Origin of the sequence: Cupriavidus sp. IK-TO18 (genome assembly GCF_015549295.1) — a bacterium.
Classification (GTDB): Bacteria; Pseudomonadota; Gammaproteobacteria; order Burkholderiales; family Burkholderiaceae; genus Cupriavidus; species Cupriavidus oxalaticus_A.
Genome location: NZ_JADGMP010000029.1, coordinates 258385 through 270947, shown reverse-complemented (window position 1 = coordinate 270947; position 12563 = coordinate 258385). Strand labels below are relative to the sequence as shown.

The following is a 12563-nucleotide window of genomic DNA, read 5'->3' as shown; positions in this document are numbered from 1 at the left end:
GACTTCGCATCATGGGTTCCTACCGCAGACTCTGGTTCATGCTGATCGCCGTGCTGGCGGTCACTTTCTCCCTGCTCGGCTACTACGGCGTCGAGGTATACCGGCAGGCCCCGCCAATGCCGGCCAAGGTGGTCACGGCCGAAGGCCGCACCCTGTTCACTGGCGACGAGATCCTGGACGGCCAGACCGCCTGGCAGTCGGTGGGCGGCATGCAGCTCGGCTCGATCTGGGGCCATGGCGCCTACCAGGCGCCGGACTGGACCGCCGACTGGCTGCACCGCGAACTGACCGCGTGGCTCGAACTGGCGGCGCAGGACACGTACGGCCGTCCGTACGCCAAGCTGGCCGCGCCCGAACAGGCCGCGCTGCGCGAGCAGTTGCGCACGGAATACCGCGGCAACGCCACCGATCCGGCCACCAACGTGCTGACCGTGTCGAAGCGCCGCGCGCAGGCCATCGCCAACACCGCGGCCTACTACGACCAGCTCTTCTCCGACGCGCCGGCACTGCACACCACGCGCGATCACTACGCCATGAAGGAGAACACGCTGCCCAGCGCCGAGCGGCGCCAGCAGCTGACACAGTTCTTCTTCTGGACCGCATGGGTCGCCTCGACCGCGCGTCCCGGGCATGAAGCCACCTACACCAACAACTGGCCGCATGAGCCGCTGATCGGCAACAAGCCGACCAGCGAAAACGTGGTGTGGTCGGTGATCAGCGTGGTGGTGCTGCTGGCCGGCGTGGGCTTCCTGGTGTGGGCGTGGGCCTTCCTGCGCGGCAAGGAAGAGACGCCGCCGCAGGCGCCCGCGCGCGACCCGCTGTTGTCGGTGGCGCTGACCCCGTCGCAGCGCGCGCTGGGCAAGTACCTGTTCCTGGTGGTGGCGCTGTTCGTGTTCCAGGTGTTCCTGGGCGGCTTTACCGCGCACTACACCGTCGAGGGGCAGAAGTTCTATGGCATCGACGTATCGCAGTGGTTCCCGTACGCGCTGGTGCGCACCTGGCATATCCAGAGCGCGTTGTTCTGGATCGCCACGGGCTTCCTGGCCGCTGGCCTGTTCCTGGCGCCGCTGATCAACGGCGGCAAGGACCCGAAGTTCCAGCGGCTCGGCGTCGATGTCCTGTTCTGGGCGCTGGTGGTCGTGGTGGTGGGCTCGTTTGCGGGCAACTACCTGGCGATTGCGCAGAAGCTGCCGCCGCACCTGAACTTCTGGCTGGGCCACCAGGGCTATGAATATGTCGACCTGGGCCGGCTGTGGCAGATCGGCAAGTTCGCCGGCATCCTGATCTGGCTCGTGCTGATGATGCGCGGCATCCTGCCGGCGCTGCGCGCGCGCGGCACCGACCGCAACCTGCTGGCGCTGCTGACCTCGTCGGTGGTGGCGATCGGCCTGTTCTACGGCGCGGGCCTGGCCTACGGCGAGCGCACCAGCCTGACGGTGATGGAGTACTGGCGCTGGTGGGTGGTGCACCTGTGGGTGGAAGGCTTCTTCGAGGTCTTCGCCACCACCGCGCTGGCCTTTATCTTCGCCACGCTGGGGCTGGTGTCGCGCCCGATGGCGACCGCGGCCAGCCTGGCCTCGGCATCGCTGTTCATGCTCGGCGGCATCCCCGGCACCTTCCACCACCTGTACTTTGCCGGCACCACCACGCCGGTGATGGCGGTCGGCGCCGCGTTCAGCGCGCTGGAAGTGGTGCCGCTGATCGTGCTGGGCCATGAGGCCTGGGAGAACTGGAGCCTGAAGCAGCGCGCGCCGTGGATGGCGGACCTGAAGTGGCCGCTAATGTGCTTCGTCGCGGTGGCGTTCTGGAACATGCTGGGCGCCGGCGTATTCGGCTTCATGATCAACCCGCCGATCGCGCTGTACTACATCCAGGGCCAGAACACCACGCCGGTCCACGCCCATGCGGCGCTGTTCGGGGTCTATGGCTTCCTGGCACTGGGCTTCACGCTGCTGGTGCTGCGCTACGTGCGGCCGGCGTACCGGCTGAGCCCGGCGCTGATGAAGACCGCCTTCTGGGGCCTGAACGCCGGCCTGGTACTGATGATCGGCACCAGCCTGCTGCCCGTCGGCATCATCCAGTTCCTGGCCAGCGTCGAGCATGGCACGTGGTACTCGCGCAGCGAGGAGTTCATGCAGCAGCCTATCCTGCAGACGCTGCGCTGGGTGCGCACGTTCGGCGACGTGGTGTTTATCGTCGGCGCGGTGTCGTTTGCCTGGCAGGTGGTGCTGGGGCTGGCTAACCGTACCCCGGCCGCGGCGGATGCGGTGGCTGTGAGGATGAAGGCGGCGGCGCGCTGAAGCGCGCGACGGAAGGTGAAATCGACGCAGTAAGAGGTAAGGAGAGGCAGTACTTGCCCGCCCGGTTTCCGGGCGGGCGTTTTCTTGCGTCAGTTGTAGCCAAGAATCGCGATCGTCGCGACGTCTGGCCGGTCGTTCGAGTTGTCCGTCAGCACTTCCGTGGGTGTTTTCTGCTGGCTCACCCAATGCGGCCCGGGCTGCGGCGCTTGCCGGGTTGCCGCAGGCAACGATATGGGAGACGGGTCAATGCTCGTGGTGGCGTTCATATGCGTTTCTCGGTAATAAGCGCTTCAGGTCGACTACGTTTCAGGCGCGGCTTGCCTGGGCAACGCCATCGTGGGATTTCTGGGTCCGGCTGCGTTTGATGATGCCGAACACGATCAGCACCACGGGCAGGATCAGCAAGCCTTCGGCCAACTCGGGGTCGACTGGCAGTTTCACGACATGCAGCGCCTTCAACCCCGCTGCGGCGATGGACAGTACGTAATACGAGATCGCGGCCACTGACAGCCCCTCGACGGCATGCTGCAGATGCAGCTGGTTCCGCGCGGTACGGTCCAGTCCGGCCAGCAGCCGGGTGACGTCACGCTCCTGGGTCAGGTTGACGCGGGTGCGGAGCAGGTCGACGGCACGTGCGACCCGTGCCGCGATCTGTTCGTGGCGTGACCAGACGCTGCGGCACGTCTCCATGGCGGGTCCGAAACGCCGCTCCATGAATTCCGAGATCGTCGGCATGCCTTCGATCCGCTGTTCCCGCAGCTCCTGGATCCGCGCCAGCACGATTCGCTCATACGCACGCGACGCGCTGAAGCGTCCGCTGTGCCCGGACAGCGATTCCACGCGCACGGCCAGTTCGGTGAGCCTGTCCAGCAGTTCCGCATCGTCGTCGCCGGCGCGACGGGCGTCCATGGCCCGCATCAGTTGCTGGAGCGACGCGTGAATGTCGTCGAGTTCCCGGCCAAGGCTGCGTGCGACCGGCAACGCCAGCAACGCCATCATGCGATACGTCTCGATCTCGTAGAGCCGCTGCAGCAGCCTGCCGCCCTGTTCCTCGCGGAAGTCCTCGTCGATCGCAAGGATGCGCATATAGCCGTCGGCCCGCACATTCCAGTCGCAGTAGACCTTGCCGCCGCCCAGGACATCGCTGCCGACGAGAACCGGCCCGTCGAGCCAGTGGCGCAAGTCCGCGCTGACTGCGGCCGCGGCGTTTCCCGACAGCAATTCCATCCGGACCGCATGAAAGCGCTTGCCCGCCAGCAGGCTCAGCCAATCCGCCGGAACCCCATGGATGGCGAGGTCATTGAAGTAGTCCGTGTCGTCGCGCGGACTGACGAACGTGAAGGTGGAGAACTCGGTGTGCCGCTCCCATTTCAAGTGCCAGCCGAAGGGCGATTGCACGGCGTGGTGCGTGACCCCGTCCGTGGGCAGCGCCATGCCGGTCTGTTCGCACAAGGTACGAACGAGATACTCGTGGATCGCAGGATCCTCGTCCGAATAGATCGCATAGTGGGTCAGTGACACGCTGCCGCTGAGCCGGAGAAAGGGGCGGGCGTGCAATTCAGCGACGAGGGAGGCGCGTAGCGGGTGGTCGACGAGTAGCGAAGCGGCTTTGTTGTCCATGCTCGGAAGGCGGATACCGAAATCCCGCGGTCAAGACGTGGTGCAAGGTTGCGGTCCACGTTTTTGTTTGTTGTTGCCAAATATCGCACGCCGTTTTCAAGAAGAAAAACGCATAATATTGATTGTTGTATTCAGTTTTCCTGATAGCTATGAAGATGCTTGACCACGATGTCCTGGCTACGGTAGTCGCCGTCGCCGAGACCGGCAACATGACGCGCGCCGCCGAGGCGGTGAACCGTTCGCAGTCCGCCGTCAGCATGCAAATCAAGGCACTCGAGGAAGCGCTGGGCCGGCCCCTGTTCGTGCGGCGGCCCCGCAGCATCGTGCTTACGCACGAGGGTGAAGTGCTGCTGGGCTTCGCCCGGCGGATGCTGGCCCTGCACGACGAAGCCTGGGCCGCCGTGGTACGGCCGGAGGTGACGGGCAAGGTAGCGATCGGGGTGCCCGACGACTACGCATCATCGCTGCTGCCATCGGTGTTGAAGAAGTTCTCGACGACGTACCCGAAAGTGCAGATCCAGGTAGTCGGCCTGCCCAGCAGCGCGCTCGCGCCACTGGTCAAGGACGGCACCGTCGACCTTGTCTGCGGCACACGCGTGAAGGGCTTGTCGGGCGACTTCATCCGTTACGAGCCGATGGCATGGGCCGCCATGACGAACGGGCCGCAAGTGTGGGAGGACAGGCCGTTGCCCATCGCCGTGTTCATGCCGGGTAGCGTGGCGCGCGAGAACGCGATCCGCAGCCTGGATCGAGCACGGATTGCGCATCGAACGTCGTACGAGAGCCCAAGCCTGCTGGGTTTGCTCAGCATGGTCGAGGCTGGCCTGGCCGTCGCGGCGTTGGCCCGATGCGCGATCCCGCCACAACTGGCCGTGCTTGGCCAGGCCCATGGGCTGCCCGACCTGCCGCCGCTCGAGCTTATCCTTGCCCGAAGCGCAAAGTCCAAGCGGCCGCCTTGCGATTTCCTTGCCGAGCAGATCATGACGGACCTTCGGGCAGGGGCCGCGCAGGCTTAGCACCGGTCGCCTGTATTATGGCGGCGCTTAAATGGGGCGCTTTGTCGCGTGGCTTGTCGCCGCTTTTATCCCCGCTTTTGTCCCCACTGCGCCGGCACGATGCAGACATGGCTAACCCCGGCGGGATAGTCCATACCGCATTGCGTGCATTCTGGCTCTCACCATAAAATCCAGGGAGCTAGCCATGAAGCTGACCTGCATTGCTTGCCTGGCGGTTCGCAATGGCTGATCACAAGCCATCATTCGTCGGCCATGCCGGAGAAGACCTGACGCAACCCTGGCCTCAGGAGCCCTTGCGCCCGGCCATATGATGCAGGTACGCCAGCAGGTCCTTCAGGTCGGCATCCGATAGCGTCCTTTCGTCGATGGCCGGCATGCGCGCGCCCGGCCACCAGCGTAGTGACTGCGGGTCGCGGATCAGGCTGGCCAGTTTGTCGTCGCCCATGTACTCCACCGCGCTGTGCGGCACATTGAGATCCGGGCCGAGGTGGGCATCGCCCACCTTGTTCAGCGAGTGGCATGAGAAGCAGACCCGCTGGAAGGTCGCGAAGCCGCGCATGACCGGGCCATCGGCCGGCTGGTCGGAGGCAGGGCGGATGGCCGCAAAGCGCTCCGCGGGCGATGCGGTGATATCGATGCGCGCGATGTTGTAGGTCCAGTGGCTTTCATTGACCACGGATGCGGCGCCCCCCGACGGCAGCGTCCAGATCAGCCGAAACGGGCCGATGCCCTGGCCCTTGAGCTTCGGCCACGGCCGTGCAGGATTTTCCACGGCCAGCCAGGCCCGCGGCTCGTCGGCGCTATCGGCCAGCAGCATACGCAGCGGCAGGTGAGAGACATAGCCATCGCTGGCCGCTGTCGTGGCAGTCGCGCCGGCTTCCGCAGACATGCCGCGCAACAGGGAGGCCATCGGGATCGCCTTGAATGTCAGGCGGCGTTTCAGGTTGTCATCGTCGACCGTCACGTTGGTGAGCCGACGGTCCTTTAGCAGCGCATCGGCCGTCCAGCTGCATTGCTGCATACCAGCCGAAATGACCAGCGTGGCCGGCTCGGCGCCGCTCGCCGGACCCGCAAGCAAGGCCATGGCACAGCCAAGCGCTCCAACTGCCTTTGCAATCCAGGCCTTCATGGGTGTATCTCCGGAAGCGGGGTAACGTGTTGAGCCGAACGTTCAGTGTAATAAAGAAAGGGTTCATCACAGATATCCGTGAAGGGGATGATCCGACGGACGACCTCATCCTCGTCGCGTTCTGCGGCAGACGTTTCACATCAGAACTTTCCTTCACAGCAGTGTCCTTGCTGCGCCGGCGGACACCTGACTGTCCCGAACGAGCAGAACACGCAGCAGTCACCAGGAGCGGGCTTCAGCAGCGTCTTGCAGTTTGCACACTCATAGAAGAACACGCAGGCATCCGTCGGCATCGTCTCCTGCTGTGCCCAACCGCAATGCGGACAAGTCAGAACGGATTCCAGGATGACGTCTCGCATCGCCCCTCCCTTGCAAGAAACTGCACATCACCAAGCGGTCCACGCGGGTCATTGCTCCCCAGTGCACATGGCATGCCGCCGGATCAGCCAATCGGCCGAAAGGGTCCCCGCACCCCGCGCCAGCAATACCAACAGCATCGCTCCCCACTGGATATGCGTCGGCCATGCCTGTGGATAGACGAAGAGCTGTATCACTGCCGTCATGCACAACAGTACCAGTGCTGCGAGCCGGGTTGCCAGGCCGAGGAGCAGCAGCACTGGCGCGGTCAGCTCGACGGACACGGCCAGGTAGACAGCCACTTCGGGTGGCAGCAACGGCAGCCGGTATTCTTCGCGGAAAAGCTCGAAAGCCGTCTCCAGGTTCGCCAGCTTGGCCATGGCCGAATGCCAGAAGACAGTGGCCACCGCGACGCGCAGTGGGACGGCGAGAGCCGAGTACGGAATTCGATCCAGCCAGCCCACCGCGCGCCGGAAATGCGCGCCGAGCGTGAACGAGGACCGGGCTGAGTGCGTGATATGTGTCATGCCGAACGCTCCGCGATAGTCAGATCAGGCGCATGGCGCGCGGCCGAATCCGGTGAAACAGCCAGCGCACAGCAGGGTGGCCAGCCACGCGTGAGCGTCAGCCGGCGAGGCAGCGCCAAGTGCGATGTGCAGTGGAGCGCCGGCCAGCAAGGCCCCTGCGAATTGCCATTGCCAGGCATGGATCCGGTCGACGTCGATGCCGGCGGATGCCCGGCGCACCAGCAGGCTGACCGGGCCCGATGCAAGGTCGACAAGCCCCAGCGCCCGGTCGTCGCGCATCAGCACCGCCCGCCAGATGACGTCGACAGGAGAATCGGCTTGCACGAGGCGCACCGCAGGGTGTGCCACAAAACAGATCTCGCCGGCCACGGCCATGTCCAGTTCCGCCAAACGGCCCAGGTCAAGCGGCATGGCATCCGGCGCGTGCAACACCGAATTCACGGCCCAGTCAAGGCGGGCGACGTCCGGCACGTAAGGGATTGCTGCGGCCTCGGGCAGGCGCGCCAGGAAAACGGGGTACCCCTCGCCATATGCATCCAGCCATGCGCTGCGCGGGGGCTCTGCTTCGATGAACAGCCGGGCCGCGCCTTCGAAGAACTCCGGCCCCACCAGGGCCTGCACCGCCGGATATGACAGGCGCAGCGCGGCCACCAGCGTGGCGGTGGACGTGTTCCGGTAGATGCCAACCCGATCCTGCGGCGCAAGCGCGCCAGCGGTCACGGATGACGAGGCGCGACCGTCGCCAGCATTCCTCAACGCGTTGGCGAACGCGTGCTGCAGATCAAGCAGCGATGGCAGATCGGATTGCATGCCGCTGTCTCTCCAAGGCTGCCTCTGCAATACGCGCCTCATCCCTCAGCACGTCGAGCGGCGGCACATCCGTATCCCATTCGATCAGCGTCGGCACTGGCCCGAACAACCCAAGCGCCGCCTCATACAACGCCCACACCGGTGGCACCACCCGCGAGCCGTGGTCGTCGATGCACACGACCTGTCCCTGTCCGAGTTGCAGCATGCTGTGGCCGGCCAGGTGGATTTCGCCGATGGCGGCCGGCGACAGCGCGCGCAGGTATGTCATGGCATCCCATCCATGATTGCTAGCGCTGACAAAGATATTATTGACGTCACACAGGATGCCGCACCCGGTGTGCCGCGCCACTTCGGCGAGGAACTCCCACTCCGGAATGGTCGAATGACGGAACTGGAAGTAGGTAGACGGATTCTCGAGCAGGATGCTGCGTCGCAAAGCGCCCTGGACTTGGTCGACATGCCGGCATACCACCGCCAGGGCCTCTTCGGTCATCGGCAGCGGCAGCAGGTCGGCAAGGTACTTGCCCCCCGCGATGCTCCAGGAAAGATGTTCCGATACCAGGCCGGGTTCCAGCCTCTCAACCATCTGGCACACGCGCGCCAGATGGGCCGGGTCGAGCCCCTCGGCACTGCCAAGGGACAGGCCCACGCCGTGCAGCGAGAGCGGATAGTCGGAGCGGATGGCCTCCAGGCAACGTGGCGCGCGGCCACCGCCCATGTAGTTTTCCGTATGCACCTCAAACCACGCAATCGGAGGGTGCTCCTCCAGCACCGCCTGGTGATGCCGGAAACGCAGCCCGACCCCGGCGCGCAGCGGGATCAGGCCCGGCCCGTGTTGATGGAGGGCAGCCATGGTCGCCGGCCTCAGGAGGCTTTCAGCTTGCCGCCCTGGATTTTGCTGCAATCGCCCGCGGGAAGCAGCACGAACGACTTGGCATCACGCGCCTGGGTGGCTTGTCCAGCGCAGGAATGGACACCCTCCGCGCAGTCGTTCCTGGCGACAGCATTGATGCCGTAGCACTTTTCCAGCTTGCCTTTTTCCATCCTCGCCATGTTGTCCTTGACGACCTGCGGCATCGCACTCATGTCCTTCGTGGCTTGCGCCTGCGCGGGCACGGCGATCATGGCAAGCGCGAGGCCCAGCGCGGACGACAAGGTCGAGGCTGCCAATGCATGCTTGTTCATGTTGCAATCTCCTGAAGGTTGCGGCCCCGGATCCGAGCCGTGTCAGGAAATTCGGTCTGAGGCGACCAAAGGTTACGCATCCCTGAAAATTTCAAGATGCGCGACAGGCGATTTCCAGTGAAGCAGAATGTGGGTATGTCGTCCCAGGCAATGTCCGCGGCGCTCGCGGTAGCCGCGATGACGGCAGCGGTCCTTTCAGTCATTCATCCCCTGGATGCCAGCGCGATGATCCTGCTTTGGAATCTCGGTGTGGCGCTGGTGTTCGTCGCTGGCGGCGGCCTGATTGGGCGTCGCTTGACCAGCAAATACGTCGACGCGACCAGCGCGCCCAGCAGGTGAGCCTGCTGCCCGATCAGCGATGGGCGGCCGATCTCGGCGGAACTCGTCGAAGAACAAAAAAAGCGGGCAGCCTGCGCTGCCCGCTTCATCTCCTCCATCCTGCCTGTTACCTCGCACTGACCGGCACCGCGCGCTCCATGGCTTGCTGCTGCCGCAGGACCTCCGTCGTCTGACCCTTCCCGTCCGGTGCCCAGCCCGGAGGCATCAGCAGGTAACCGAGCGCATTCAGCAGGCTGCCGGCGTTGATCATGTCCTTGCCCAGGCCGATCCAGTGTTCGAACTGGTTGACGAACGGGTTGTGCGTGGTGGTGCGGTGGACCAGGCCGTAGCGGCACGGTTCGTCTTCACGTTCTTCCACGTAGGTGCCGAACAGGCGGTCAAAGATGATCAGCACGCCGCCGTAGTTGGCATCCAGGTAATCCACGTTCGAGGCATGGTGCACGCGGTGCGACGACGGGGTGTTGAACACTTTTTCGAACCAGCCCAGCTTGGAAATCCAGGTGGTGTGCAGCCAGAACTGGTACAGCAGGTTCAGGCTCAGCGTGGACAGCACGACCTCCGGACGAACACCAAGCCAGACCAGCGGGGCAAAGAACATCGACGCGCCGAGGATCTTGCCGGTCCAGCCGAGGCGATAGGCGGTGCCCAGCGTCAGTTCGTTCGGCGAGTGGTGCACCGCGTGCGTCGCCCAGAAGAAGCGGATGCGGTGCGAGGCGCGGTGGTACCAGTAGTAGCAGAACTCTTGTCCGAGGAAGAGCAGCAGCACGGCCAGCGCGCTGTTGATCTCAACGGTGAAGATCCGGTGTTGCCAGGCGAGCGCGAAGATCGGCGTGGCCAGGGACAGCGGCAGCAGTGCCATCAGCTTGCGTCCGGCCATGTCGGCCAGCGACAGTCCCATTTCGTGCCAGGGGTAGGCCTTGCCTTGCTGGCGAGTCCTGCGCGCCAGGAAGAAGGCTTCGACCAGTGAGATCGCCACGACGAAGACTGTGGCGAGAAGGGTGATCTTGTGGAGGCTGTGCATGATCGTCCTGTGGGGTGAGTGGTGACGCCTTGCTTTGCGGGGAGCGGCATTGCTGCGTCGGTGAGGCAAATGTAGTGGCCGATCGCTGCCGGCGCCATGTGGGAAATATGTCGGCGCATGTCATGCCTGACGGGGCTGCCGTCGTGTAACACCGCGACATGTTTTCCGCGTCGAAATTCGCCAGGCCCCGACCTATAGTTCGGTCCGTTGCCGCGCTGCACCGGCCGGCTGAAACCGAACCTGAAGGACTTGTGATGACCTCGCGCTTCTCCAAATACCTCCGCATTCCCCGCTTCCTTGGCGCTGCCGCCGGTACGCTGGTCCTGCTGGCAAGCAGCCAGGCCTTCGCCTCGACGGTGGTGGTCGCCCCGGCCAGCGTGTATGTCCGTCCGCCGGCGGTGGTGGTTGCGCCGCCGCCCAAGGTGGTGGTCAAGCCTGCACCCAAGGTGGTCGTGGCCTCGGCGCCGCTGCCGACGGTAGTCGTGAAAGCCACGCCGCTGCCGCGTACCGTCTACGTCGCATCCCGCCCGGTCTACCTGGTGCGGTGATATTCCCGGGCCACTGCGCGGGTGCGGTATGCGTATCCGCGAACCTGAGTTCACAACGCCGGCAGAGGCCGGCCAAACGGAGAAACACCATGAAGAAGATGATTGCAGTAGCCGCCGTGTGCCTGGCTTCCGCCGGTGCGTTAGCGCAAAGCGCTGACATGCCCGCTGCCGCCAACCCCCGGGTGGAGCGTGCGATGCAGCAACTGCAAGGCCGCTTCGCCAGTGCAAATACCACGCACGACGGCAAGCTGACGCGCGAGCAGGCGGCCGCCGGCATGCCGATGGTCGCCAAGCACTTCGACCAGATCGACGCGCAGCGGACCGGCTACGTGACGCTGCCGCAGATCGAGGCGTTCATGGGGCAGATGATGATGTCGCGGTAATCCCGGTCTCCCGCGGTTTACGGGTCCGCTGGATCAGTTGAGCGGCTTGACGCGACGGAACGAGCGCAGCATGGCGAGGTCGTAGGCGATCTTCAGCAGGCCGCAGGCGACCAGCGGCGTGCTGGTAAAGCCGTAGGCCATCAACGCGGCGGCGAGCGCAGGACTGAGTGCCGCGGTCAGGCTGCGCGGCACCGCGGTCAGGCTTGCAGCGGCCGCCCGTTCAGGCGGGGTGACAACGGCCATCACATAGGCCGTCCGGGTCGGCACATCCATTTGCGACAGCGCGCTGCGAGCCAGCAGCAGTGCCAGGCTAAGCGCCAGCGTGGGTGCAAAGGCGGCTGCGATCAGGCACAGGCTGGACGGAATATGCGTGAACACCATCGTATTGAGCAGGCCGATCTTTCGCGCCAGCGGCACCGCAGCGAGTTGCGAGAACGTCGTCAGCACCCCCGCCACGAAGAAGAACTGGCCGGTCGCGGCCGGACTCAGGCCGAAACGCTGCATCAGCCACAGCGACAGCAGCGAATTGACGACGAGCCCGCCAGCGAACGCGTCTACGCTGAACAACATGGCCAGCCGTAACACGATCGGACGGGAAGGACCCAGTGGTGTTCTAGCCGCGGTCGCAGCGCCATGAGGCTGAGCGGCATGCACGCGCGCATACAGACGCCACAGCAGCAACCCAATGATCCCGTAGAAAACGAACATCAGGCGCATCGCATCGAGTAGCGACAGCGGGGATTGCCCGGCCAGCCATGCCGGTATCGCCGCCGCCAGTGCCCCGAAGGCGGATGAGAATGCGCCGATCAGGCCGTAGCGGGCGAACAGCGCCGTCCGGGTGTCGGGCGTTGCCGATTCCGCCAGCCGCGCATGTTCCAGCGGCAGGAAGATACTGACATCGCCGGACCCGGGGTTGAGCGTGCCGACGAAGGCGATCATCAGAAGCGGCCACAGCGTGGAGAAACCCGCAAAGCCGAGGCCAGTTGCAAACATCAGGGCAGCCGCCAGCATCATCAGGCGGCGTTGCGGGTAGCGGTGCCCGACGAGTCCGATCAGGATCGTGGCGAGGGCGGAGCCGATCAGGGTCGCGCTGCTGATGAGCCCGACCGCCATCGAGTCGAAGCCGAGTGCCAGCAGGTAGGACGGCAACAGCACGGCAACATAGCCATCGCAGATGCCACGCAGCGCGCGGCCGGCAAGCAGCGGCATGGCGTCGGCGTGGACACCGGATGGCAGCGCGATGCGTTCGAGCCAGCTGCTTCTGGCGTTCGAGGGATGGCCATTGTGCCGGGCCATGGCGAGCCTGGGTTTAGCGGAGCATGTGCATG

At 64.9% G+C, this 12563-nt stretch carries 15 protein-coding genes; 5 read left to right on the top strand and 10 right to left on the bottom strand.

The window, feature by feature from the left end:
* Positions 1 to 11 precede the first annotated feature (11 nt).
* Positions 12 to 2300: a nitric-oxide reductase large subunit gene (locus IPF36_RS21730; RefSeq protein WP_133095973.1), complete on the top strand. Its 2289-nt coding sequence runs from the start codon at positions 12 to 14 to the stop codon at positions 2298 to 2300.
* An 89-nt stretch (positions 2301 to 2389) separates the two neighbouring features.
* On the opposite strand, the gene IPF36_RS21725 is transcribed toward IPF36_RS21730, so the two are convergent.
* Both IPF36_RS21725 and IPF36_RS21720 read right to left on the bottom strand, forming a co-directional pair.
* Complete coding sequence (locus IPF36_RS21725; RefSeq protein WP_195430180.1) at positions 2390 to 2566, bottom strand: hypothetical protein; 177 nt, start codon at positions 2564 to 2566, stop codon at positions 2390 to 2392.
* Between the two features lie 40 nt (positions 2567 to 2606).
* Positions 2607 to 3920: a DUF3422 family protein gene (locus IPF36_RS21720; RefSeq protein WP_133095972.1), complete on the bottom strand. Its 1314-nt coding sequence runs from the start codon at positions 3918 to 3920 to the stop codon at positions 2607 to 2609.
* Between the two features lie 149 nt (positions 3921 to 4069).
* On the opposite strand from IPF36_RS21720, the gene IPF36_RS21715 reads away from it, so the two are divergent.
* Positions 4070 to 4936 carry a LysR family transcriptional regulator gene (locus IPF36_RS21715; RefSeq protein ID WP_135703240.1) on the top strand — a complete coding sequence of 289 codons (867 nt, stop codon included), beginning with the start codon at positions 4070 to 4072 and terminating at the stop codon, positions 4934 to 4936.
* Between the two features lie 283 nt (positions 4937 to 5219).
* Here the strand turns inward: IPF36_RS21715 and IPF36_RS21710 are convergent, their stop codons facing one another.
* The 6 genes from IPF36_RS21710 to IPF36_RS21690 all read right to left on the bottom strand — a co-directional run bounded on the left by IPF36_RS21710 (position 5220) and on the right by IPF36_RS21690 (position 8944).
* Positions 5220 to 6065, bottom strand: a complete 846-nt coding sequence (locus IPF36_RS21710; protein ID WP_195430178.1) for a cytochrome c — start codon at positions 6063 to 6065, stop codon at positions 5220 to 5222.
* A 140-nt stretch (positions 6066 to 6205) separates the two neighbouring features.
* Positions 6206 to 6424, bottom strand: a complete 219-nt coding sequence (locus tag IPF36_RS34800) for a GDCCVxC domain-containing (seleno)protein (RefSeq protein ID WP_133095969.1) — start codon at positions 6422 to 6424, stop codon at positions 6206 to 6208.
* A gap of 48 nt (positions 6425 to 6472) precedes the next feature.
* Positions 6473 to 6949 (bottom strand): DoxX family protein, encoded by a 477-nt coding sequence (locus IPF36_RS21705; protein WP_133095968.1) that lies wholly within the window; start codon positions 6947 to 6949, stop codon positions 6473 to 6475.
* A 24-nt stretch (positions 6950 to 6973) separates the two neighbouring features.
* Positions 6974 to 7759, bottom strand: a complete 786-nt coding sequence (locus IPF36_RS21700; RefSeq protein WP_195430176.1) for a DNA-binding domain-containing protein — start codon at positions 7757 to 7759, stop codon at positions 6974 to 6976.
* Complete coding sequence (locus IPF36_RS21695; RefSeq protein ID WP_195430174.1) at positions 7731 to 8612, bottom strand: DUF692 domain-containing protein; 882 nt, start codon at positions 8610 to 8612, stop codon at positions 7731 to 7733. Before IPF36_RS21695 ends, IPF36_RS21700 begins: the two co-directional genes overlap by 29 nt.
* Before the next feature lie 11 nt (positions 8613 to 8623).
* Complete coding sequence (locus IPF36_RS21690) at positions 8624 to 8944, bottom strand: DUF2282 domain-containing protein (protein ID WP_135703236.1); 321 nt, start codon at positions 8942 to 8944, stop codon at positions 8624 to 8626.
* A gap of 117 nt (positions 8945 to 9061) precedes the next feature.
* Between IPF36_RS21690 and IPF36_RS21685 the strand changes: the two genes are divergently transcribed.
* On the top strand, positions 9062 to 9283 hold the full coding sequence (locus IPF36_RS21685; RefSeq protein ID WP_195430437.1) for a hypothetical protein: 222 nt from the start codon (positions 9062 to 9064) through the stop codon (positions 9281 to 9283).
* A 106-nt stretch (positions 9284 to 9389) separates the two neighbouring features.
* Here the strand turns inward: IPF36_RS21685 and IPF36_RS21680 are convergent, their stop codons facing one another.
* Positions 9390 to 10304: a sterol desaturase family protein gene (locus IPF36_RS21680; RefSeq protein ID WP_195430171.1), complete on the bottom strand. Its 915-nt coding sequence runs from the start codon at positions 10302 to 10304 to the stop codon at positions 9390 to 9392.
* 254 nt (positions 10305 to 10558) lie between these two features.
* Here IPF36_RS21680 and IPF36_RS21675 point away from each other — a divergent pair, with 254 nt between their 5' ends.
* Positions 10559 to 10852 (top strand): hypothetical protein, encoded by a 294-nt coding sequence (locus IPF36_RS21675; RefSeq protein ID WP_135703233.1) that lies wholly within the window; start codon positions 10559 to 10561, stop codon positions 10850 to 10852.
* Between the two features lie 89 nt (positions 10853 to 10941).
* Positions 10942 to 11235: an EF-hand domain-containing protein gene (locus IPF36_RS21670; RefSeq protein WP_133095961.1), complete on the top strand. Its 294-nt coding sequence runs from the start codon at positions 10942 to 10944 to the stop codon at positions 11233 to 11235.
* Positions 11236 to 11268: 33 nt separating this feature from the next.
* Here the strand turns inward: IPF36_RS21670 and IPF36_RS21665 are convergent, their stop codons facing one another.
* Complete coding sequence (locus tag IPF36_RS21665) at positions 11269 to 12531, bottom strand: MFS transporter (RefSeq protein ID WP_135703231.1); 1263 nt, start codon at positions 12529 to 12531, stop codon at positions 11269 to 11271.
* Between the last annotated feature and the right edge of the window lie 32 nt (positions 12532 to 12563).